21 protein-coding genes are annotated in these 20,043 nt (G+C 54.7%); 9 read left to right on the plus strand and 12 right to left on the minus strand.

The window, feature by feature from the left end; translation table 11 throughout:
* Positions 1–63 precede the first annotated feature (63 nt).
* The 3 genes from mltC to mutY all read right to left on the minus strand — a co-directional run bounded on the left by mltC (position 64) and on the right by mutY (position 2,575).
* Positions 64–1,140: a membrane-bound lytic murein transglycosylase MltC gene (gene mltC, locus ACX9GU_RS04170; RefSeq protein WP_021806301.1), complete on the minus strand. Its 1,077-nt coding sequence runs from the start codon at positions 1,138–1,140 to the stop codon at positions 64–66.
* Between the two features lie 65 nt (positions 1,141–1,205).
* Positions 1,206–1,478 carry an oxidative damage protection protein gene (locus ACX9GU_RS04175; RefSeq protein ID WP_024484083.1) on the minus strand — a complete coding sequence of 91 codons (273 nt, stop codon included), beginning with the start codon at positions 1,476–1,478 and terminating at the stop codon, positions 1,206–1,208.
* Positions 1,475–2,575 (minus strand): A/G-specific adenine glycosylase, encoded by a 1,101-nt coding sequence (gene mutY, locus ACX9GU_RS04180; RefSeq protein ID WP_473193936.1) that lies wholly within the window; start codon positions 2,573–2,575, stop codon positions 1,475–1,477. The genes ACX9GU_RS04175 and mutY overlap by 4 nt, the downstream gene beginning before the upstream one ends.
* A gap of 180 nt (positions 2,576–2,755) precedes the next feature.
* Here mutY and trmB point away from each other — a divergent pair, with 180 nt between their 5' ends.
* The 4 genes from trmB (at position 2,756) to ACX9GU_RS04200 (ending at position 5,562) form a co-directional block, all read left to right on the plus strand.
* Positions 2,756–3,475, plus strand: a complete 720-nt coding sequence (gene trmB, locus ACX9GU_RS04185; RefSeq protein ID WP_021806299.1) for a tRNA (guanosine(46)-N7)-methyltransferase TrmB — start codon at positions 2,756–2,758, stop codon at positions 3,473–3,475.
* Positions 3,475–3,801, plus strand: a complete 327-nt coding sequence (locus ACX9GU_RS04190; protein WP_473193937.1) for a YggL family protein — start codon at positions 3,475–3,477, stop codon at positions 3,799–3,801. The genes trmB and ACX9GU_RS04190 overlap by 1 nt, the downstream gene beginning before the upstream one ends.
* Positions 3,802–3,881: 80 nt before the next feature.
* Positions 3,882–4,805, plus strand: coding sequence for a glutaminase B (gene glsB / locus ACX9GU_RS04195; RefSeq protein WP_473193938.1), 924 nt, complete (start codon positions 3,882–3,884; stop codon positions 4,803–4,805).
* A 40-nt stretch (positions 4,806–4,845) separates the two neighbouring features.
* Positions 4,846–5,562 carry a DUF2884 domain-containing protein gene (locus ACX9GU_RS04200; RefSeq protein ID WP_368438252.1) on the plus strand — a complete coding sequence of 239 codons (717 nt, stop codon included), beginning with the start codon at positions 4,846–4,848 and terminating at the stop codon, positions 5,560–5,562.
* Between the two features lie 158 nt (positions 5,563–5,720).
* Here ACX9GU_RS04200 and hemW read toward each other — a convergent pair whose 3' ends face one another.
* The 6 genes from hemW to ACX9GU_RS04230 all read right to left on the minus strand — a co-directional run bounded on the left by hemW (position 5,721) and on the right by ACX9GU_RS04230 (position 9,944).
* Complete coding sequence (hemW, locus tag ACX9GU_RS04205) at positions 5,721–6,872, minus strand: radical SAM family heme chaperone HemW (protein WP_021806295.1); 1,152 nt, start codon at positions 6,870–6,872, stop codon at positions 5,721–5,723.
* Positions 6,862–7,458, minus strand: a complete 597-nt coding sequence (rdgB, locus tag ACX9GU_RS04210; RefSeq protein WP_115159327.1) for an RdgB/HAM1 family non-canonical purine NTP pyrophosphatase — start codon at positions 7,456–7,458, stop codon at positions 6,862–6,864. Before rdgB ends, hemW begins: the two co-directional genes overlap by 11 nt.
* A gap of 16 nt (positions 7,459–7,474) precedes the next feature.
* Positions 7,475–7,765 carry a DUF167 family protein YggU gene (yggU, locus tag ACX9GU_RS04215; RefSeq protein WP_021179665.1) on the minus strand — a complete coding sequence of 97 codons (291 nt, stop codon included), beginning with the start codon at positions 7,763–7,765 and terminating at the stop codon, positions 7,475–7,477.
* Entirely contained in the window at positions 7,762–8,316 is a 555-nt protein-coding gene (locus ACX9GU_RS04220; RefSeq protein WP_021179666.1) for a YggT family protein, read from the minus strand. Before ACX9GU_RS04220 ends, yggU begins: the two co-directional genes overlap by 4 nt.
* 82 nt (positions 8,317–8,398) lie before the next feature.
* Positions 8,399–9,220: a pyrroline-5-carboxylate reductase gene (gene proC / locus ACX9GU_RS04225; protein WP_473193939.1), complete on the minus strand. Its 822-nt coding sequence runs from the start codon at positions 9,218–9,220 to the stop codon at positions 8,399–8,401.
* Between the two features lie 10 nt (positions 9,221–9,230).
* A complete protein-coding gene (locus ACX9GU_RS04230) occupies positions 9,231–9,944 on the minus strand; it encodes a YggS family pyridoxal phosphate-dependent enzyme (protein WP_473193940.1) in 714 nt (237 codons plus the stop codon).
* 20 nt (positions 9,945–9,964) lie between these two features.
* On the opposite strand from ACX9GU_RS04230, the gene ACX9GU_RS04235 reads away from it, so the two are divergent.
* The 5 genes from ACX9GU_RS04235 (at position 9,965) to ACX9GU_RS04255 (ending at position 18,068) form a co-directional block, all read left to right on the plus strand.
* Positions 9,965–10,957, plus strand: a complete 993-nt coding sequence (locus ACX9GU_RS04235; protein ID WP_473193941.1) for a type IV pilus twitching motility protein PilT — start codon at positions 9,965–9,967, stop codon at positions 10,955–10,957.
* A 152-nt stretch (positions 10,958–11,109) separates the two neighbouring features.
* Positions 11,110–11,742: a response regulator gene (locus ACX9GU_RS04240; RefSeq protein ID WP_473193942.1), complete on the plus strand. Its 633-nt coding sequence runs from the start codon at positions 11,110–11,112 to the stop codon at positions 11,740–11,742.
* A 136-nt stretch (positions 11,743–11,878) separates the two neighbouring features.
* Positions 11,879–15,250 carry an ATP-binding protein gene (locus ACX9GU_RS04245; RefSeq protein WP_473193943.1) on the plus strand — a complete coding sequence of 1,124 codons (3,372 nt, stop codon included), beginning with the start codon at positions 11,879–11,881 and terminating at the stop codon, positions 15,248–15,250.
* A gap of 122 nt (positions 15,251–15,372) precedes the next feature.
* Positions 15,373–15,816 (plus strand): DUF1090 domain-containing protein, encoded by a 444-nt coding sequence (locus ACX9GU_RS04250; RefSeq protein ID WP_473193944.1) that lies wholly within the window; start codon positions 15,373–15,375, stop codon positions 15,814–15,816.
* Between the two features lie 83 nt (positions 15,817–15,899).
* Positions 15,900–18,068 carry a fimbria/pilus outer membrane usher protein gene (locus ACX9GU_RS04255; protein ID WP_473193945.1) on the plus strand — a complete coding sequence of 723 codons (2,169 nt, stop codon included), beginning with the start codon at positions 15,900–15,902 and terminating at the stop codon, positions 18,066–18,068.
* Here ACX9GU_RS04255 and ruvX read toward each other — a convergent pair.
* The 3 genes from ruvX to gshB form a co-directional block, all read right to left on the minus strand.
* A complete protein-coding gene (ruvX, locus tag ACX9GU_RS04260; protein ID WP_021179674.1) occupies positions 18,031–18,453 on the minus strand; it encodes a Holliday junction resolvase RuvX in 423 nt (140 codons plus the stop codon). The two genes, ACX9GU_RS04255 and ruvX, sit on opposite strands and share 38 nt — an antisense overlap.
* Complete coding sequence (locus ACX9GU_RS04265; protein WP_024484035.1) at positions 18,453–19,016, minus strand: YqgE/AlgH family protein; 564 nt, start codon at positions 19,014–19,016, stop codon at positions 18,453–18,455. The genes ruvX and ACX9GU_RS04265 overlap by 1 nt, the downstream gene beginning before the upstream one ends.
* Positions 19,017–19,081: 65 nt before the next feature.
* On the minus strand, positions 19,082–20,032 hold the full coding sequence (gene gshB, locus ACX9GU_RS04270) for a glutathione synthase (protein WP_024484034.1): 951 nt from the start codon (positions 20,030–20,032) through the stop codon (positions 19,082–19,084).
* Positions 20,033–20,043 lie beyond the last annotated feature (11 nt).

The raw sequence follows: 20,043 nt of genomic DNA on the forward strand, positions 1-20,043 counted from the left end.
CGTCTATTCGATTAGGGTTAGGGGGATCTCCGTCCCCCCAATCCTGTATTTTCCCACCAGCGATTACTTCCGCCGATAGTTTTTTTGCGCGTTATTCACTTTCACCAGATAACGGCGTGATTCACCCGCCGGATGCTTGGTGGTCAGAGTCTGATAAATATCACCAGGCTGCATGCTGTTGATGATGGTTACCGCCTTGGCCTTGTCACTATTGAACACCCGCAGCACGCTGCCAGCCCCACCGTTGTATGCGGTGATCACCGCATAACGGCGTGAGGTCGGGTTCTGAATACCGCCGAGGTAGTTGTTCTGCAAGATGGCCAGATAAGCGGTACCGGTATCGATGTTGTTCTCCGGATCGAACAGATAACTACGGCTTGGCGTGCCCCATTTACCTTTGCTCTGGAACACGTCTTTACCGGCGGTATGCTGCACCACCTGCATCAGGCCCAGCGCGTCGGAACCGCTTACCGCATAAGGGTTAAAGCTGGATTCGGTCTGCATAATCGCCAGGATCAGCGACTCTTCGACGCCGTATTTCTCAGACGCTTGACGAACCATCGGCAGATATTTGTGTGCACGTTTGTCCAGGTGGTTAGGCACCAGTTGCATAGTCACCGAGTAGATCACGTGCAGGCCTGAGGTACGCCTCTTTAGCTTGTTTTGCAGCAGGTAGTCGGCGAAGTGCGCCGCCCGCCATTCCCAGCGGATGGGTTGGCCCTTGTTATCCAGCACCTGGCCGTACAGGAACGGCTCTTTGCTGATCTGGATATCATTGGCGTCGGAATAGAGGTCGATCGAGCCCGGATCATCACCCATCAATAGGGTGCTGATCACCGCCTGGCGCAGATGAGCCGCCGGATCGGTGGTGGCGATGGTTTCGATAGTGATGGTGCCCGAATCAAAGTTGATGTGGCTACGGGTCTGATATTGGTCGGTATATTTGACGTAGTCTTTTGGCCCGGCGATCAGAACTTCGCTCAGCCCCCAGATGTTCTCGATATTGTGGGCAAACTGGCCCATCAAAATATCAAAGGCGTTGGTGTCTTTGACATAGGCTTCACTGACCACGTCGTTTTTTTTGCCGGAACAGGAGATCAGCAAAGGCGCTATCACTAGCAAAGCTAACATTTTCTTCATCTTGTTAAAGCCGTATACGCGAAGAATTAAACAGGGGGAAAGGGCCAGCGCTGGCCCGGAAAACCTTATTCGCTCGGTGGCGTATAGCCTTCGATGTGGACCTCATGCCCTTCGAACAGGAAGCGGACCATCTCTTGTTCCAGCAGTTTGCGGTCATCCACGTTCATCATGTTGAGCTTTTTCTCGTTGATCAGCATGGTCTGCTTCTTCATCCATTCTCCCCAGGCTTCCTTGGAGATTTCGTTGTAGATGCGCTTGCCGACTTCCCCTGGATAGAGCTGGAAGTCTTGCCCATCGGCGTCACGCTGCAGGAAGGTACAAAAAATGGTTCTGCTCATGCTAATTCCTCGTCAATGGCGCTGTTGCCAAATAAACCGGGTTGGGTCGGGGACTGTTTGGCCAACTGCTGAAGCAGGCGCTCAACCGGCGCGGCCAGCCCGACCGAAGGGGGCTGCGTTAAGTTATACCAGAGACCGGCACCCTCATCCATGGCGCTACCCGCTTTGTCGATGTTCAGCCACATAGGCACAATATCCAGATGGAAATGGCTGAAGGTATGGCGGAAGGCGGTCATTTGCTCTAAACGGCTACCTTGCAGGCCGCGTTGTTGCAGCCAGAGTTCAAGATCGATCCGCGCGCTAAACTGTGGGAAGCAGAATAGCCCGCCCCACAGGCCAGTTCCTGGGCGCTGTTCCAGCCAAACGCCATCGCCCTGTTGCAGCATCAGGAAGTAAGCGGTTTTTTCCGGCAGGGTTTGCTTGGGTTTTTTGCCCGGGTAGTTGGCCCAACTGCTGTTGCCGTTGGCGATGCAGCCGACATTGAGCGGGCATAGCTCACATTTCGGTTTGCTACGGGTGCAGACCATCGCTCCCAGATCCATCATCGCCTGATTGAACTGGCCAACCCCTTTTGCCGGTGTGACCTCTTCGCTGATTTCCCACAGGCGATTCTCCACCTCTTTCTTGCCCGGCCAGCCGGCTACGGCATAGCAGCGGGCCAGCACGCGCTTGACGTTACCGTCGAGGATCGGGAAATGCTGCCCCTGGGACAGAGAGAGAATGGCACCGGCGGTTGAACGGCCTACGCCAGGCAGCGCGACAATTTCTTCAAAGGTTGTCGGGAACTCACCGCCGTGCTGTGCGACAATGGTCTGCGCCGCTTTATGCAGGTTTCTGGCTCGGGCATAATAGCCAAGCCCGGTCCACAGATGCAGGACTTCATCCTGTGGCGCTTCGGCCAGGGCGCGCACGTTCGGAAAGTGTGCCATAAAGCGCTGAAAATAAGGAATAACGGTGGCAACCTGAGTTTGTTGCAGCATCACCTCAGAGAGCCATACTTGATAAGGCGTTTTATCGAGTTGCCACGGCAGCGTTTTGCGGCCATAGCGTTGGTACCAGTCAAGCACTACGTGCGAGAACTGTTGTGCTTGCATCATGAGCGAGTTCGCTATCCGGCAGATAAATAATGATGCGCGATTGCAGCATAGAGTGATGGTGCTGTAAACCGGAACTTTCCGCAGTAGCACATCCGGTATGATGATGAACGCTTGCTAAAGCAAGGTATCTTTGCATAATGCGCATTCCCCTAATTGGCAGCCAAATAGACAGAAAGCACTATGATTAATGACGTCATCTCCCCAGAATTTGATGAGAACGGCCGCGCGATGCGCCGTATCCGCAGTTTTGTTCGCCGCCAGGGGCGGTTGACCAAAGGCCAGCAACAGGCGCTGGACAACTATTGGCCGGTGATGGGCGTGGAATATCAGGCTGAACCTGTCGATATCGCCGCGCTGTTTGGCCGTGAAGCGCCAACCGTGCTGGAGATTGGTTTTGGCATGGGGGCTTCGTTGGTCACCATGGCGGGCAACAACCCGCAGCAGAACTTCCTGGGGATCGAGGTTCACTCGCCGGGCGTGGGTGCCTGCCTGGCCGATGCCCATGAGGCGGAGTTGGCCAACCTGCGGGTGATGTGCCACGATGCGGTAGAAGTTTTGCAGAATATGATCCCGGACGCTTCACTGGATATGGTGCAGCTGTTCTTCCCGGATCCGTGGCACAAGGCGCGCCACAACAAACGCCGCATCGTACAGACGCCGTTTGTTGAGCTGGTGCAGCGCAAATTAAAAGTCGGTGGCGTATTCCATATGGCCACCGACTGGCAACCCTATGCGGAACACATGCTGGAAGTCATGAGCAGCAGCGCAGGCTACCGTAATCTCTCTGAGAGCAATGATTACGTACCGCGCCCGGACTCGCGTCCGCTGACAAAATTTGAATTACGTGGCCAGCGTCTGGGACATGGCGTTTGGGATTTGATGTTTGAGAGGATGGAATAATGGCTAAGAACCGTAGTCGTCGTTTACGTAAAAAGTTGCACATCGAAGAGTTTCAGGAACTGGGCTTCTCCGTCGCCTGGCGTTTTGCTGAAGGGACTGCCGTTGAAGATATCGACAGCACCCTGGATGCGTTTATCGATGAAGTGATCGAACCGAACGGCCTGGCGTTTGACGGCAGTGGTTATCTGCAGTGGGAAGGATTGGTCTGCTTGCAGACGATTGGCCATTGCACCGAAGAACACCGCGAGCTGATCAAAAACTGGCTGGAAGCACGCAAGCTGAACGATGTGAAAACCAGCGATCTGTTCGACATCTGGTGGGATTGATCCCGTCCGATTAGCATTGCCGAAGGTGCCTTAATGGCACCTTTGTTTTATCTGGTGTCCTTTCTGGAGTAGTGAGCGCGGTGGTAACAACATTAGATAACGCGTTGCTGGAAGAGATCCTGCAACAGGTACGCCCGTTGATTGGGCAAGGCAAGGTTGCAGACTATATTCCCGCGTTGGCAGAAGTCGCCGCCGATCGGCTGGCGATCGCCGTCTGTACCGTTGACGGCGAGCTGTTTCAGGCCGGGGACGCAACGGAGCGCTTTTCGATCCAGTCGATCTCCAAGGTACTGAGCCTGACGCTGGCGCTAACGCGTTATCAGGAAGGTGAAATCTGGCAGCGGGTGGGGAAAGAGCCCTCCGGCCTGCCGTTTAATTCGCTGCTGCAGTTGGAGATGGAACAGGGTAAACCGCGCAACCCGTTTATCAACCCCGGAGCGCTGGTGGTATGCGATATGCTGCAAACCCGGCTTAGTGCTCCCAAGCAGCGGATGCTGGAAGTGGTGCGCCAACTGGCAGGCGTTGATGACCTATCCTATGACATCCGCGTGGCGCGCTCCGAATTTGAACATTCCGACCGCAATGCCGCCATCGCCTATCTGATGAAGTCGTTCGGTAACTTCGACAATGACGTGCTGACCGTGCTGCAAACCTATTTTCACTACTGCGCGTTACGTATGAGCTGCGTTGAGCTGGCACGCAGCTTTGTCTACCTGGCTAACCAGGGCCAGACGCTTGATGGCGAAGAGGTGATCAGCCCGTTGCAGGCCCGGCAGATTAACGCCTTGATGATGACCAGCGGTATGTATGATGGCGCAGGTGAATTTGCTTACCGGGTTGGCATGCCGGGCAAGTCTGGAGTGGGCGGCGGTATTATTGCCATCGTCCCTGATGAACTGTCGATTGTCGTCTGGTCGCCGGAGCTGGATGCATCCGGTAACTCATTGGCGGGAACTGCAGCACTAGAACTGTTGTCTCAACGCATTAGCCGTTCGATTTTTTAACTCCATCGCACATGCGGTTGGAAGGGAGTCAGGAGAAACTATGTTGAAGAGAACCGGATTGGCCTTGCTGTTGTTAACGGCTTCACAGGCACATGCCGAGTATCAGTGCAGCGTCAGGCCGCAGGACGACGTGATTATCAGCCCACAGACCGTGCAGGTGGTGGGGGCTAGTGGTAACCTGCAAATCACCGCCGACGGCGATGTCACTCGTGATGGTAAAGCATTGAGCCTGAACGATAGCCAGCGCCAGAAGGCGTTCAGCTACCAGAGCGCATTACGTAAAGACTTACCCTGGATCGATCAGGGCGCGCAGCAGCATCTGGAGAAGGCGCGGGTAGCGCTGGATAAAGTCATCGTTCAGCAGTTGGGCACTGACAGCAACGTGCGTAACCGCCTGACCACGCTCAACGATCAGTTGAAGCAGCAGATGAACCGTATCATTGAACACCGCAGTGACGGCCTCACGTTCCACCACAAGGCGATCGCTCAGGTGGAGCAGGATGGCCGCAATATCGTGCAGCAAAGCATGGGCGGCGTATTGCAGGACAGCCTGAACGAAATGGGTGTCAAGCAGGTTGCCAACAGCAATGGCAACCCACTGCAGGCAATCATGGGCAACCTGGGTGGGCTACAGCAGGCCATCAAGAACGAATGGAACAATCAGGAGCAGGACTTCCAGAACTTTGGTCGCGACGTGTGTAAGCGCGTAACGGCACTGGAAACCCAGCGTAAGGATCTGGTTAAGGCGTTGAACTAAGGTTTTACGTTAACAGGTTCCGTTGTTTTAAGAGTTGCACTCTTAACTCGACGGAACCTTTTTTGTTGCCAGGGCAGTGTTGTTGAGTTTTTAGGGCTTGAACCGCATTGATGATCTCAATGGCCGCAGCATGCGGCGCCCATACAGGTGAGCCTAAACTATTCTTCCGGCAAGAACAGTTCCAACAGCGAATTAAGGAACAGTTTGCCATGCTCGGTGATTTGCCAATACTCTGGCGTTTCTAGCAGATAGCCTTTAGCCAACGCTTCGTCCAATGGCGCACGGATCACGCTCTCATCCAGCCCGGTATATTGGGCGAACTCGGCGCGTGGCGCAGCTTCCAGCAGGCGGAAACGGTTCATAAAGAACTCGAAGGGCCGATCGTGCGCCTCGACTTCATGCAGCTTGTCCCGATAGTCACCCCGCATAAAGCCGCGTGGATGCTTGGTTTTGGCAGTGCGCAGAATGCGGCCATCGGCAAAGGTCAGCTTGCCGTGTGCGCCACAACCAATCCCCAGATAGTCGCCAAAGCGCCAGTAGTTGAGGTTGTGCTGACACTGATAACCCGGTTTGGCGTAGGCCGAGGTTTCGTACTGCTGATATCCGGCGGCGCTCAACAGCTCATGACCTTGTTCAAAGATATTCCACAGCGCGTCATCGTCCGGCAATACCGGCGGGCGTGAGCTGAAGAGGGTATTTGGCTCGATGGTGAGCTGATACCACGACAGATGCGGCGGATTAAGGGCGATAGCCTGACGCAGGTCGTCCAGCGCTTCTTCCAGTGACTGATCAGGCAGGCCATGCATCAGGTCCAGATTGAAACTGCGCAGGCCCAGGCCGGTTGCCAGATGTGCCGCGCGTTTGGCCTCATCCGGGCCATGAATGCGCCCCAGACGGGTTAACTTCTCGGCGCTAAAGCTCTGTACGCCAATCGAGATGCGGTTCACCCCGGCGCGCTGGTAGCCACTGAAGCGATCGGCCTCCACGGTGCCTGGGTTGGCTTCCATGGTGATCTCGGCGTCATCCGCGACATGAATGCGCGCCCGCACGCCATCCAGCAGTGCCTGCATGGCTTCGGCACTCAACAGGCTCGGCGTACCGCCACCGATAAAGATGGTGCTGATTGCACGACCGCTGGCGAGCGGCAAATCGGCATCCAGATCCGCCAGCAGATGGTCGACATATTCCTGATGCGGCACTTCGCCTTTCAAGGCATGCGAGTTGAAATCGCAGTATGGGCACTTTTGTACGCACCAGGGAATATGGATGTACAGGCTGAGCGGTGGCAGTTGTACGCTGTTAGCTGGCATTACGCATCGCTTCCAACATTAACTTCAGCGCCTTGCCACGGTGGGAAATGGCAATTTTCTCTTCCCGCGTCAGCTCTGCTGCGGTGCAGCCCAAATCTGGCACATAGAAGATCGGATCGTAACCGAAGCCGCCAACGCCGGCCGCTTCAAAAGTGATCTCACCATTCCAGCAACCGTGGAATACCAGCGGAGTTGGATCTTCCGCATGGCGCATATACACCAGCACGCAATGGAATTGAGCTCCGCGCTTGCCCGCAGGCACGTCTTTCAGCGTCACCAGCAGCTTGTCCAGATTTTGCTGGTCGCTGGCCTCTAAACCGGCGTAGCGGGCAGAATAAATACCCGGAGCGCCGCCCAAGGCATCGACTGCCAGGCCTGAGTCGTCGGCAATCGCTGGCAGGCCGGTGATCTGCGCGGCATGGCGGGCTTTGAGAATGGCGTTTTCAATAAACGTCAGGCCGGTTTCTTCGGCAGAGTCTACGCCAAGCTCGGTTTGCGCTACCACGTCAAAGCCGAAATCGGCCAGCAGTTCGGCGAGTTCACGCACTTTGCCGGGGTTGCCGGTGGCAAGAACGATTTTTTGCATAATAGATACCTTGAAATTATTCGATGAGCGCCGCGATGGCCTCAGGGATCTGTTGCGGGTTGAGGATGCGCAATTGCTTGTGCCGCCCCAGCTCGCCTTTCTCGATGATCACGTTGCTTTTCGCCACCTTGAACTGCTTGGCGATAAACTTGATGAGATGGGCATTGGCCTGGCCATCAACCGGCGGTGCGGTGATGGCGACTTTGATCTCGTCGCCATGCAGGCCAATAATCTGATCGCGGCTGGCTTTGGGCTGAATATATAGCCTGACCACCAGCCCGTCCAGCAGCGGGGTGACTGCACTCACAGCAGGAACCAGAGCTCGCCAAACAGATCCATCCCCAGGTAGTTGATCAGATACAGGATCAGGATCACCACCATCGCGGAGAAATCAATGCCGCCCATTGCCGGGATCACGCGGCGGATCGGGGCCATCAACGGCTCGGTAAGCTGGAACATCACATAATCAATCGGGCTGCGGCCCTGGCTGATCCAACTCATCAAGGCGCGAATGATCATCACCCAGAAGATCAGGTAGCCGACGGATTTGATCAGAGAAATCAGGCCAAACAGCAAGTTGTACAGGCTGAGTGACAGGGTACCGCTCTGGATCAGCAGCAGTAGCGGATATTTGATGGTCATCAGCAGGAACGCCAACAGCAATGAGGCGCTATCTACCGGCCCCATCGAAGGAACGATGCGGCGCAGTGGGCCAACGATCGGCTGGGTGATTTTCACCACAAACTGCGAAAACGGGTTATAAAAGTCAGTGCGCGTCAGTTGCATCCAGATGCGCAACAGCAGCACCATCACGTAAATATCAACGACGGTTTTGACCAGGAAAGTCAGCGTTAGCATGTAAGTTACCCTTCTCCTTAACTTCTGGGTTATCCCCTTGGTTTTCAGACCACCGTGGCGGCCTGCAACTCATCGGGCATAGTTAAAATGATTTTTCCATTTCCTGCGCACGGGAAACGGCGGCCTGCATGGCTTTGGCAACGGTCTCTGGCAACCGTTGTTCGTTGAACACCCGTATAGCCTCGGCGGTGGTGCCCCCTTTGGAGGTCACCTGCTCACGCAGCGTAGCCAGTGAAATTTCCGGGTTGGCGGCGGCCAATGCCGCAGCACCGATAGCGGCCTGCTGCACCAGATCGCGTGCGGCCTGGCTGCTGAATCCCATACGTTCGGCTTCCTGCTGCATGGCATCCATAAACAGGAAGAAATAGGCCGGTGCACTGCCTGCGGCGGCGATCACGCCATTGATGCCGTTTTCGTCATCGACCCAGCAAACTTTACCCACCGAGCTCATCAGATCGCTGGTGTAATCACGATCCTGTTGGCTAACCTGCTCGGGAGCATACAGCCCACTCATTCCTTTACCGACCAGTGAAGGGGTATTGGGCATGATGCGCACGATATTCAAGCCTTCACCGAGCATTTGATAGAAACGGCTCACCAGAATACCGGCGGCGATCGACAGCACCAGTTTACCGGAGAAATCGACCTGTTCCTGTAAAGGTAAGCAAACCTGTGCCATCATTTGCGGTTTCACCGCCAGGACCACGACGTCGGCCTGTTGTGCACAACTGATGTTGTCTGCGCTGCTGTGGATGCCATATTCGGCGGCCAGGGCGTCACGGTTTTTTGCTGACGGCGCACAAACGCTGATGGCAGTTGCCGGATAGCCACCGGCGACCAGGCCAGCAATGATAGCGCGGGCCATATTACCGGCACCAATAAAGGTAATTTTGCGATGTTGCATCCAATCCTCGTTATACGGTGGTGTGCGAGTAGTCGCGGGCGCCAAAAATTGCGGTGCCGATACGAACCATCGTGCTGCCAGCGGCGATCGCTGCCTGCATATCATCTGTCATGCCCATCGACAGCGTATCCACCTGCGGATAGCGCTGCTTGAGCTCCTGGAAAGCGTCGTTCATCTGGCCGAATGTCGCCAACTGGCGCTGATAGTCGTGTTCCGGGGCCGGGATGGCCATCAGCCCACGCAAGCACAGGTTAGGCAATGCGGCGACCGCCTCGGCCAGCGCTGACAGCTCACTCAATACAATGCCAGATTTACTCTGCTCGTCACTGATATTTATCTGGATCAGCACGTTTAACGGCGGCATTTCTGCGGGGCGCTGATCGCTCAGGCGCAGGGCAATACGCAAGCGGTCAACGGTGTGGCACCAGGCAAAGTGCTCTGCCACCAGCCTGCTTTTATTGGATTGCAGCGGGCCGATAAAGTGCCATTCCAATCCAGCCCCTTCCGGCAACTGGGCAAAATACTGGATCTTGTCTACCCCTTCCTGCACGTAATTCTCGCCAAACGCGTGCTGGCCTGCGGCGATGGCTTGTGCGATCGCTTCCGCAGGTTTGGTTTTGCTGACTGCAAGCAATGTCACTTCTTCTGGAATGCGTGCGCAGTCTTGAGCGGCCGCTGCAATACGGCTCCTGACATCCTGCAGATTCTGTTGGATAGTGCTCATGATTAACCCGGGAGATTGATATGGATATCGATGAATTTGTGGCTCTTAGTGTAAAGCATAATGCCTCCGATCTGCACCTTTGTACCGGTCATCTGCCAATGTTACGTATCGATGGGGAACTCCAGGCTGTGGAAAGTGGGGAAATCCTTACCCAACAGCAGATGGCGGCATGGTGCCAAACGCAGTTATCGCAGACGATGTGGCAGCAACTCCAGCAGGTGGGGCAGCTCGATATGGCGCTAGCTCTTGCTGATGGTACCCGGCTGCGTGCCAATTTCTTTTTGCAAAACGCCGGGGTCTCCGTGGCGTTACGCAGGATCGCCAGCCAGTGCCCAACCTTGGCCGAACTGACTACCCCGGAAATTATTCCGGCGCTGTTGCAGCGCGAAGATGGCTTGATACTCGTCACCGGCGCTACCGGCAGCGGCAAGTCGACCACCTTGGCGGCGATGATCGACTTTATTAATCGGCATCAGCGCCGCCATATCCTGACGCTGGAAGATCCGATCGAGTTTATCCATCGTAGCCAGCGTTCCCTAATCCAACAGCGCGAGTTAGGGCGGGATACCCACAGTTTTGACGATTCGCTGCGGGCCGCACTGCGTGAGGATCCAGACGTGATCCTGCTGGGGGAGCTGCGTGATACCACCACCGTTCGGCTGGCGTTGACCGCGGCAGAAACTGGCCATCTAGTTCTAGCTACTTTGCATACCCGCAGCGCACCACAGGCGGTGGAAAGGCTGGTGGATGTCTTCCCGGCGGAAGAGAAAGCCTATGTTCGGGCTCAGTTGGCCAGTAGCCTGCAGGCGGTGATCGCGCAGAAGTTGCTGAGCAAGCCCGGGGGAGGGCGTGTTGCCATTTACGAGATCCTCACGGCCACGGCGGCGGTGAGCAGCATGATCCGCGAAGGTAAAACCCATCAGTTGGTCAGCGTATTGCAAACCGGAGCGCAGTCAGGCATGCAAACTTTTGAACAGGGCTTGCAACAGCGTGTTGCGCAGGGAATATTATAATGCCACAATCGATTAACTATTTTTCCTCCTTATTTTTAATTGCAATCAATAGCACTGAGATTATGTGCAAGAGCAAAGTATATTGATAACTCAAGAGCGAGTGTAAGTAGCTATATTTTTTTTAGAACTAGTATTGGGATAAGGATATTCTTATGGGTTCCTGGCTGATTGTTGACGATCACCCCGCAATTTGTTTCGCTGTGAAAGCAATTTTATCTTCATTAGGTAATAACTCGATCCAGACCGCAACTAACGGTCTGGATGCCATGGCGCGAATAAGGGAAAATACGCCACAGCTGGTGATACTTGATATCATGCTGAACAAAATGGATGGGCTGCAGATCCTACAGCATATTCGCCAGGTGGACAGCGCAATTAAAGTGGTGGTCTATACCAGTCTCCCCACGGGGAGCTATGCAGAAAGAGCGTTGCGCGCCGGAGCTAGCGGTTTTTTCAACAAGGATCAGGATATCAGTCAATTGGCACCGTTGTGCCAGCTGGTGCTGCAAGGCTACGCCTGTTTTCCACAGATTACTCTGATGCCTTTGCTAAACTCATCGCAAAAAAGCGAGAATGATCTTACTCGCCTTTCCGATCGTGAATTGACCGTGTTACGGTATTTGTCAGAGGGTCTTAGCAATAAGGAAATAGCCGATCGTCTGATTTTGAGCAATAAAACTATCAGCACTTATAAGACACGTCTGATGGAAAAACTAAAAGTTAGCAGTACAGAAGATTTGGTGGCTTTTTTTCATCATCAGAGCGAACGACCTGACGATGAATAAATTGCTCTTGATACTTTTGTTTTTTTGCTGTGGTGTTTCCGCTGGGGAAGTTCCAGCGTTTCGTGAAACTAATTTGCTTAGCCGTAGCCAGGTTCAATTATCTGAGCCCGAGCTAACCAGTGATGATTGGCAATGGTTGCGCCGTAAACGTGTGCTGGTTTTCGGCATTGCGGCCCCCAATTATTCTCCTTTTGATATCATCAGTGGCACCCGGGATTATGGTGGTATCAATGCTGATTACCTGGGGATCGTCGGCTATAACCTTAACGTACAGATAAAGGTGCGTTACTACGAAGATGCCTCAGCCTTGCGGCGGAGTCTGGATAAGGGAGAAGTCGATCTGATCGGCAATGTCGCTGCAAAAAACGTAGCCGATCCCGACATGCTGCTTTCTACACCTTATGTCTCTGCCTCACCGGCATTGGTGGTACGCACCGACAGCTTGCTGCAACAGAACCCCCCCAAGCGCATTGCTATCGAACGCCTATACAGCGGTAATCAGAGCGTGGTAGCAAGCTTTCCGGCGGATTATCAGGTTTTTGACATACCGCGCCGGGCGCTGGAGGCGTTGTCGTTCAAGAAGCTGGACGCTTTTATTGGTGATGCCACGGTAGCTCGCTATTTAATCAATCAGGGCAACCTGAACAATCTACGTTTGCAATTGCTGCCACAGCAGGACATCAAAGGCTTCTCCTTTGGCATGGCCAGCGGGAATGTGCGTTTACAGCGAATATTGAACGCTGTTTTAGCGAGCATTCCGGAAAGCGCCCATGCAGAGATCCAAAGCCGCTGGAATGGCGGGATCCCCATGTCACAAAGCGATGAACACCTGCTGCTGACCTCACTGGAAAGAAAATGGGTGGAAGAACATCCCAGGGTGCGTTTGGCCGTTAATGGTGATTTCGCCCCTCTGGGCTTCTTCGACGTTCAGGGGGAGTTCCGTGGTCTGACAGCCGATGTGATGGAGGCTATCTCCAGCCGTATAGGGCTAAAATTCGACATTATCCGCGCGCAATCACTGCAAGACTCCCTGGATGCGGTGAAAACCGGCAGGGCGGACATTGTCGCTGGCGTGACGTTAGATGCAATCTGGCCTAACGGGTTGCTGACCACTCGATCTTATTTATTCAACTCTTGGGTATTGCTGGGGATCCAGGAGCAGATTAGCCATGATCCTCCGCAGTTGATTGCCCTGGTCGCAGGGCACCCTCTGCAGGCTATCTTGCGCAAACAGTATCCCGATAGCCGGATCATTACCGTGCCTTCACCCCAAGCCGGTATTGAGGCGCTAAAAGCGGGCAAGGCTGAAGCACTCGTGTTGCCGATGATTGGCGCTGATTATTTCCTGGCTCGGGATCCCTCCGCAGGGCTAAGTATTCTGAGTGCTCTGGATATTGAACCGGCGCGTTTTGTGATTGGTGTCTCTGGCAATGAATATCCCCTGGCAACCATCCTCGACAAGGCATTGCTGAATATCCCCCCAGAAGATATCCATGCGATGACCAGCAATTGGTATAACAATACCTATCTGCTTGAAGGGGCCTCGGGTGATGGAGAATTGCTTGCCCACTGTTATTCCACAACGTGGTTACCGATCGTTCTGTTGCTGGTAATGCTGGTGATAGTCTTGGTTATCAGCCGGTTGCGCTGTAATCGCCGCCTGGTGCAGCGTTGCCAGGCGATAATCGATAGCGTGCCCTTGCCGATTTACATCACCAATCTGAAAGACCAGATAGTGATGGCGAACACGCCGTTTTTTAATGCCATCAATGTTCCCGCAGAGACGGTGATCGGTAGCTCACTGGAAAATTACCCACTGCAACTGCCGGTTACGCTGGATATTGGCCGGGGCGGTGAGCAGGAACAGGTTTTATCAGTTATGCAACTGGGGGGCCAGTCGCGTACTTTGCAGCAGTGGGGCCAATTGCTGATTACTGACGATCAGCGTGCTGAAGGAAAAATCGGCGGGTGGTTTGACGTGACCGAACGCGATCGCCTGATCGCGCAGTTACAGCAGGCGAAAGAGCGTGCTGACAGTGCCAACCGGGCTAAAACCACCTTCCTGGCCACCATGAGCCATGAGATCCGTACCCCGCTCAATGCCATTATCGGCATGTTGGAACTGTTGCTGAACCGCCCGCAGCGGGAGGAAACATCAGATCGAGAACTGCTGAGCGTTGCACATGAGTCCGCCCATTCTCTGCTGGCCTTGATTGGTGACATTCTTGATATCTCACGCATCGAGGCGGACCGTCTGATCCTGCATCCACAGCGTGCAGATATCCGCCACCTGATTGAAGCCGTGGCGATGTTATTTGACGGTGTGGCACGCCAAAAAGGGTTAGCGTTCAGGTTGGATATTGACGCGGAAATTAACGGCGATGTGTTAGTTGATCCCATGCGTTTCAAGCAGGTGCTATCTAATCTGGTGAGTAATGCCATCAAGTTTACCGAGCAAGGGCAGGTCACGCTCAGCGTCGTGGTCGATCAGATTAGCGAAGAACGAGCGGATCTGCGGCTACGTGTTTCTGATACTGGCAAAGGGATTGATGCAGCCACTCAAGAGCGTCTGTTCCAACCTTTTACTCAGGGCAATGGAGAGGCTGGCGGGACGGGGCTAGGGCTGTATATTTGCCGCAAGCTAGTGGAGATGATGGGAGGGACCATCGCATTGAACAGTGAGGTTGGTATTGGCAGCGAGGTCACCGTGCTGCTTTCGGTGCCGAGATTGCTGAAATTCCCCCCTCAAACACCTCTGGAGGAACCAACTCCGGCGGCATCATCCCAACTGCGGGTACTGATTGTTGAAGATCATCCGGCGGGCAGAATGTTGTTGACCCAACAGTTGCAGTTTCTTGGCCATCAGCCCAGTGCGGTAGGGGATGGGGAGCAGGCGCTGCAGTTGTTGGCGCAGGAAAGCTTCAACCTGATTATCACCGACTGCCAGATGCCTGAACGCGATGGTTACAGCCTTAGCCGCCAAATTAGGCACCTGGAGCGTGAACAGCAGTCCGTTCCTACGGTGATCTGGGGGCTGACGGCCAATGCGCAAGAAAGTGCACGGGAGGCCTGTCTACAGGCGGGAATGGATGACTGCCTGTTTAAGCCGGTTAACCTGAGCATATTAAAAGCGAAATTGTCTACGTTGCCACTGGCTGATGTGGGGAACAGTGAAGAGGAACCTGCGTTTGTCGTGGAAGATTTACCAGCGGAATTGCGCCAGCCAAAGGTATTGCGGGAGTTCATCCAAACCCTACTGGATTGCTTGCATGAAGACTGCACGCAACTTGCCATGGACATGAAGCAGCAACCGATGGACCTGATAAGCATACGGGCGTTGGCCCATAAATTGGCCGGCGCGGCCCGGTTGGTAAATGCTGAAAGACTGAATCAAGCTTGTCAGTCATTGCATGACAACCCCATTCAGGCAACCGCAACGGCGGTGCTGGGGGAAGCGCAACGGCTGCTCAGTACCTTAAGGAAGGTACAACGGACTACAGAAGAATAGTCCCTTCCTACAGAGTGATTAAGGCTTCTGCAAATATTAAGGTAAGGGAGGTCATTTTATTCTTTGTTGCACAGGAAGGGGGGCTTTTGGGCTCCTCATGTGTAATAACGTTTAAGGATTAAATGATGAAAAACACCACTAAATTAACGATTCTGCCACTGGTTCTGGTTCTGGGTGCCAGCTTCTCTACGATGGCTAATGCGGCTAACGACTGTAACGCCAAGCGTGCTGCGATCGAATATCAGATCCAGCAGGCTGAGAAGTACGGTAACTACAACCGTGTCGCGGGTCTGAAGAAAGCCCTGAGTGAAGTTAATGCCCATTGCACTAACGGCAGCGTGCTGCAGGACGCGCAGAAGAAAGTCACCAAGCTGGAACAGAAACTGGCCGACAAGCAGCAAGACGTCCAGGAAATTAAAGCCGACCTGCGTGAAGCTCAGGCTAAAGGTGATGCCAAGAAAGTGGCCAAGTACCAGAAAAAACTGCAAGAAAAGCAGGCTGACGTAAAAGAAATCAAACAAGAGCTGAAGCAGGCTCGTGCTGAACTGGCCGCTGCACAGAAATAAGCAGTCATGATTTGGTAATCAAGGGGCGCAGATGCGCCTCTTTTTGTGTCGGATAAATATTGTGGTTTGCACTCAGGGAACGAATGAAACCCACTTTTCATATTGCCATTGTGTCGTTAGGCCTGTTGGTTAACGGTGCCAGGGCTGAAATAAATAACGTCTATCTCATTATTAACGATAACTTTAAGGGTGAGGTGGCCGTTAACCTGGGGCTGGATGAGCAGCCGTGTATTAATGCCCCCTTGCTTCGTGAGTGGGGGATACGTGATGCCGCGATAGTGATGGAAACGACCCCTGAGGGCTGTATTCTGCCCGAGGTATTGAGTGCCCGAAAAATTGGGGTGTTCTATGAGCCGATAGCACAATTGCTGACGGTAGACATCCCGGCTGGCATGCTGGATGACAGCAAGCTGGCAGGCCGCTGGGATGACGGCATCAATGCGGCATTTGTTAACTATCAGTTCAATTACGGCCATTATGCGGGTGAAAACTATCGCGATACGCAGCGGCACGACAGCCTGTATGCCGATATTACCACCGGGGTAAACGTGGGCCCTTGGCGGCTACGTTATCAGCCCGTCTATCAGAAAGAGATCTGGGGCAACCCGACCTGGCACACCGAAAGGGCGCTAGCCTATCGGGATCTCAAAGCCTGGCGCGCTACGCTGACCTTGGGCGACAGCGTGACGCCGTCAGTTTTGTTCGATAACGTCCGATTCCGTGGCATCAGCCTGGTATCGGATAGCCGAATGCTACCGGATGGCCTGCGGCAGTTTTCCCCCTGGATACGCGGCTTTGCACGTAGTAATGCGGAGGTGAGGGTGCGCCAGAACGGTGAAGTCATCTATCAGACGTTTGTTACCCCGGGAGCATTCGTGTTGAAAGATGTCTATCCGCCCGCGCTTGAGGGGGATCTTACCGTCACGATACGCGAAAGCGACAGTACCGAAACCGAACGAAAAATCCCCTACTCCTCCATGCCCAACCTGGTTTACGCTGGCCAGTGGCGCTATGACGCCTCGGTGGGTAAATATCAACCCTATTACGGTATGGAAGAGGAGCAGCCAGGCTTTGCCCAGGCCTCGCTCAGCTATGGGCTCCCGGGGAAGGTTACGCTGTATGGTGGTTTCCAGGGGGCCGATATTTATCGCAGCGTGGCGGTCGGGATTGGCAAGAGTCTTAACCACTGGGGAGCGATCTCGGCGGATTACACGTTTTCATCTGCCCGTCAGCCAAGGCGTTCAGCGCCGGACACCGGCGGCATGGCGCGTATACGTTACGCCAAGGCTTTCCCGGCCTGGGAGTCTTCCCTCAGCCTGATGGCGCAATATTATCCGCGGCAGCGCTATCGTACGTTTGGCACGGCGATAGATCAGCAGAGCACCTATTGGTGGGACTGGGAAGACGGTATTTTTGTCGGTGACTTTGACGAGGAAAAAAAGTATCGCCTGGAAGCGCGCTATAACCAGTATCTGTCCGATTCAGACAGCCTTTACCTGACGTTGGTTCGAGAGGCCACGCGGGGTAATCAAAGAGGTGAAACCAGCGTCGAGATGGGCTTCAGCGCCAGCCTGGGTAAGGTAGACGTTGCGCTGTATGCGGAATATAACCGCCCCTCCTATGGTAAAGAACAGGCACAGTTGGGGCTCTCTGTCTCGTTGCCGTTGAACGCGCTCGGCGCACCACGTATGAAGCTGAACTATGATCATACGCTGGCTAACGATCGAACCGACAGCCGACGGATAGGCGTCAGCGGTACGCTGCTTGACGACTATAGCCTGAGTTACAACGCCAGCACCAGTCAGAGCCAGCGATACGGCAACAGCCAGGATGTGAGCGGCAATTATCAATATAACGCTGGCGAGTTGCGGGCCGGTTATTCTCAAGGTAAAGGGTATCGTCAGCAGAATCTGGAGCTTGCTGGCAGCCTGATGGCGCATCAGGAAGGGCTCACGCTGGGGCAGACGTTAGGCGAAACCGTGGCCATCGTCAGCGTGCCGGGGACGCCGGGGATTGGCATCGATAATCAGTATGGCGTCACCACCGACTGGCGGGGCTATGCGCTGATAGGCAATCTGACGCCGTACCGTATCAACAGTCTGACGCTGGACAGCCTTGAGCTACCGGATACGCTTGAATTGCCTGAATCTGATCGGGAAGTGGTGCCTACAGCCGGTGCGATCATGTTCAGCCGCTTTGCTCCGGCACGGAAAATCAGCCCGGATGCTGCTCAAACCAGCTCTCCAGAATAACCACGGCGGAGGCAGAATCGACGCTGCCTTTATCCAATGCGCGGAATCCCCCATGGTCAAACAGATTGGCCCGTGCCTCCACGGTGCTCAGGCGCTCATCATGCAGGGCAATCTGCACGCCAAAGCGGCCATGCAGCCGGTTGGCAAATTTACGCGCTCGTTCGGTCAGCGGCTGTTCGGTGCCATCCATATTCAACGGTAAGCCAACCACCACCAGGTCTGGCTGCCACTCTTTCAGCAGGCGCTCGATCTTCTGCCAGTCAGGTACACCGTCCTGGGCTTTGAAGGCCGCCAGCGCGCGGGCGGTGCCAGTAATTTCCTGGCCGATCGCTGCGCCGATGCTTTTGGTTCCGAAGTCGAAGGCGATAATGGTGCGGTTGGTCATCAGGCGTGTCCTGCGTGGCTGGCAATGCTGCGAATATCGATGCCAAGGCGGTTGGCTGCTTCGCGCCAGCGGTTGGCGATCGGCGTGTGGAACAGAATGTCTGTGTCAGCCTCGGTGGTCAGCCAGGCATTCTCCAGCAGCTCTTGTTCCAACTGGCCCTTTTCCCAGCCCGCATAGCCAAGCGCCACCAGCACATCGGCGGGTTGATCTGGCGTGCCAAGCGTTTCCAGAACGTCTTTTGAGGTGGTGATCATGGTGGCCGGTGAGATTTGAATGCTGGAACCAAAGCCTTTGCGTGGGGTATGCAGAATAAAGCCGCGATCGTCAGCCAGCGGGCCCCCGGCGAACACTGGCTTATCCAGGCTGATCGCCGGATCGCGCGGTGAAGGCTTGATGTCGAGTTTATCCAGCACCGTCTCCACGGTGAAATGTTCCACGGGCTTGTTGATCACTAATCCCATGGCTCCGTCGTCATTATGTTCGCAAACGTATATCACCGAACGTTTGAAGCGCGGATCTTGCATTGCGGGCATGGCAATCAGGAAATGGTGCTGTAAATTCATGGCGTTAATTCAATTCGGAAGTAAAATGCATGCCCTCTCCCAATGAGAGAGGGCGCGTCGTCGGCCTACTTCGCGGCCAGACGTTTTTCAATGGCGTCCATCAGCATGCCGGTGACGGAAACCGGGAATGCGGCTTCGATCTCACGGGCACAGGTTGGGCTGGTGACGTTGATCTCGGTAAGGCGATCGCCGATCACGTCCAGGCCTACAAAGATCAGCCCTTTCTCTTTTAGCGTTGGAGCAACCGCGCGGGCAATTTTCCAGTCGCTTTCGCTCAGCGGGCGCGCTTCACCACGGCCACCTGCGGCCAGGTTACCACGGGTTTCGCCTTGGGCAGGGATACGCGCCAGGCAGTAAGGCACCGGTTCGCCATCCACCACCAGAATGCGTTTGTCCCCATCCTTGATGGCCGGCAGGAAGTTTTGCGCCATGCAGAAGCGGCTGCCGTGTTCGGTCAGGGTTTCGATAATCACCGACAGGTTGGGGTCGTCCTGCTTCACGCGGAAGATCGAGGCCCCGCCCATGCCATCCAGCGGCTTGAGGATGATATCGCCATGCTGCTGGTGGAATTTGCGGATATGGGCAGCGCTGCGGCTGACCAAGGTGTCTGGCGTCAGCTCCGGGAACCAGGCGGTGAACAGCTTTTCGTTACAGTCACGCAGGCTCTGTGGCTTGTTGACCACCAGCGTACCTTTCACTTCGGCGCGTTCCAGGATGTAGGTCGCATAGATGTATTCAGTGTCGAACGGCGGATCTTTGCGCATCAGGATCACGTCCAGATCCTGCAACGCCAGATCCTGCTCGCTGCCAAAGCTGAACCAGCTCTCTTTATCTTCTTTCACGTTCAGCAGGCGCGTGCGGGCACGGCCATCACCGGCATGCAGATAGAGATCGTTCATCTCCATATAATGCAGTTCCCAGCCGCGGCGCTGCGCTTCGAGCAGCATGGCAAAGCTGGTGTCTTTTTTGATATTGATGGATGCGATAGGGTCCATCACGATGCCGAGCTTGATCATCTCTTCTCCTT

Source organism: Serratia sp. K1WW1 (genome assembly GCF_055790865.1).

Coding starts and splice junctions, on each gene's coding strand:
- ACX9GU_RS04265 (WP_024484035.1), bottom strand. CDS start 19,016: ATGAATTTACAGCACCATTTCCTGATTGCCATGCCCGCAATGCAAGAT.
- ACX9GU_RS04235 (WP_473193941.1), top strand. CDS start 9,965: ATGGATATCGATGAATTTGTGGCTCTTAGTGTAAAGCATAATGCCTCC.
- trmB (WP_021806299.1), top strand. CDS start 2,756: ATGATTAATGACGTCATCTCCCCAGAATTTGATGAGAACGGCCGCGCG.
- ACX9GU_RS04220 (WP_021179666.1), bottom strand. CDS start 8,316: ATGCTAACGCTGACTTTCCTGGTCAAAACCGTCGTTGATATTTACGTG.
- mutY (WP_473193936.1), bottom strand. CDS start 2,575: ATGATGCAAGCACAACAGTTCTCGCACGTAGTGCTTGACTGGTACCAA.
- ACX9GU_RS04175 (WP_024484083.1), bottom strand. CDS start 1,478: ATGAGCAGAACCATTTTTTGTACCTTCCTGCAGCGTGACGCCGATGGG.
- hemW (WP_021806295.1), bottom strand. CDS start 6,872: ATGCCAGCTAACAGCGTACAACTGCCACCGCTCAGCCTGTACATCCAT.
- rdgB (WP_115159327.1), bottom strand. CDS start 7,458: ATGCAAAAAATCGTTCTTGCCACCGGCAACCCCGGCAAAGTGCGTGAA.
- ACX9GU_RS04230 (WP_473193940.1), bottom strand. CDS start 9,944: ATGAGCACTATCCAACAGAATCTGCAGGATGTCAGGAGCCGTATTGCA.
- ACX9GU_RS04250 (WP_473193944.1), top strand. CDS start 15,373: ATGATGAAAAACACCACTAAATTAACGATTCTGCCACTGGTTCTGGTT.
- ACX9GU_RS04255 (WP_473193945.1), top strand. CDS start 15,900: ATGAAACCCACTTTTCATATTGCCATTGTGTCGTTAGGCCTGTTGGTT.
- proC (WP_473193939.1), bottom strand. CDS start 9,220: ATGCAACATCGCAAAATTACCTTTATTGGTGCCGGTAATATGGCCCGC.
- ACX9GU_RS04240 (WP_473193942.1), top strand. CDS start 11,110: ATGGGTTCCTGGCTGATTGTTGACGATCACCCCGCAATTTGTTTCGCT.
- ruvX (WP_021179674.1), bottom strand. CDS start 18,453: ATGACCAACCGCACCATTATCGCCTTCGACTTCGGAACCAAAAGCATC.
- gshB (WP_024484034.1), bottom strand. CDS start 20,032: ATGATCAAGCTCGGCATCGTGATGGACCCTATCGCATCCATCAATATC.
- ACX9GU_RS04200 (WP_368438252.1), top strand. CDS start 4,846: ATGTTGAAGAGAACCGGATTGGCCTTGCTGTTGTTAACGGCTTCACAG.
- ACX9GU_RS04190 (WP_473193937.1), top strand. CDS start 3,475: ATGGCTAAGAACCGTAGTCGTCGTTTACGTAAAAAGTTGCACATCGAA.
- mltC (WP_021806301.1), bottom strand. CDS start 1,140: ATGAAGAAAATGTTAGCTTTGCTAGTGATAGCGCCTTTGCTGATCTCC.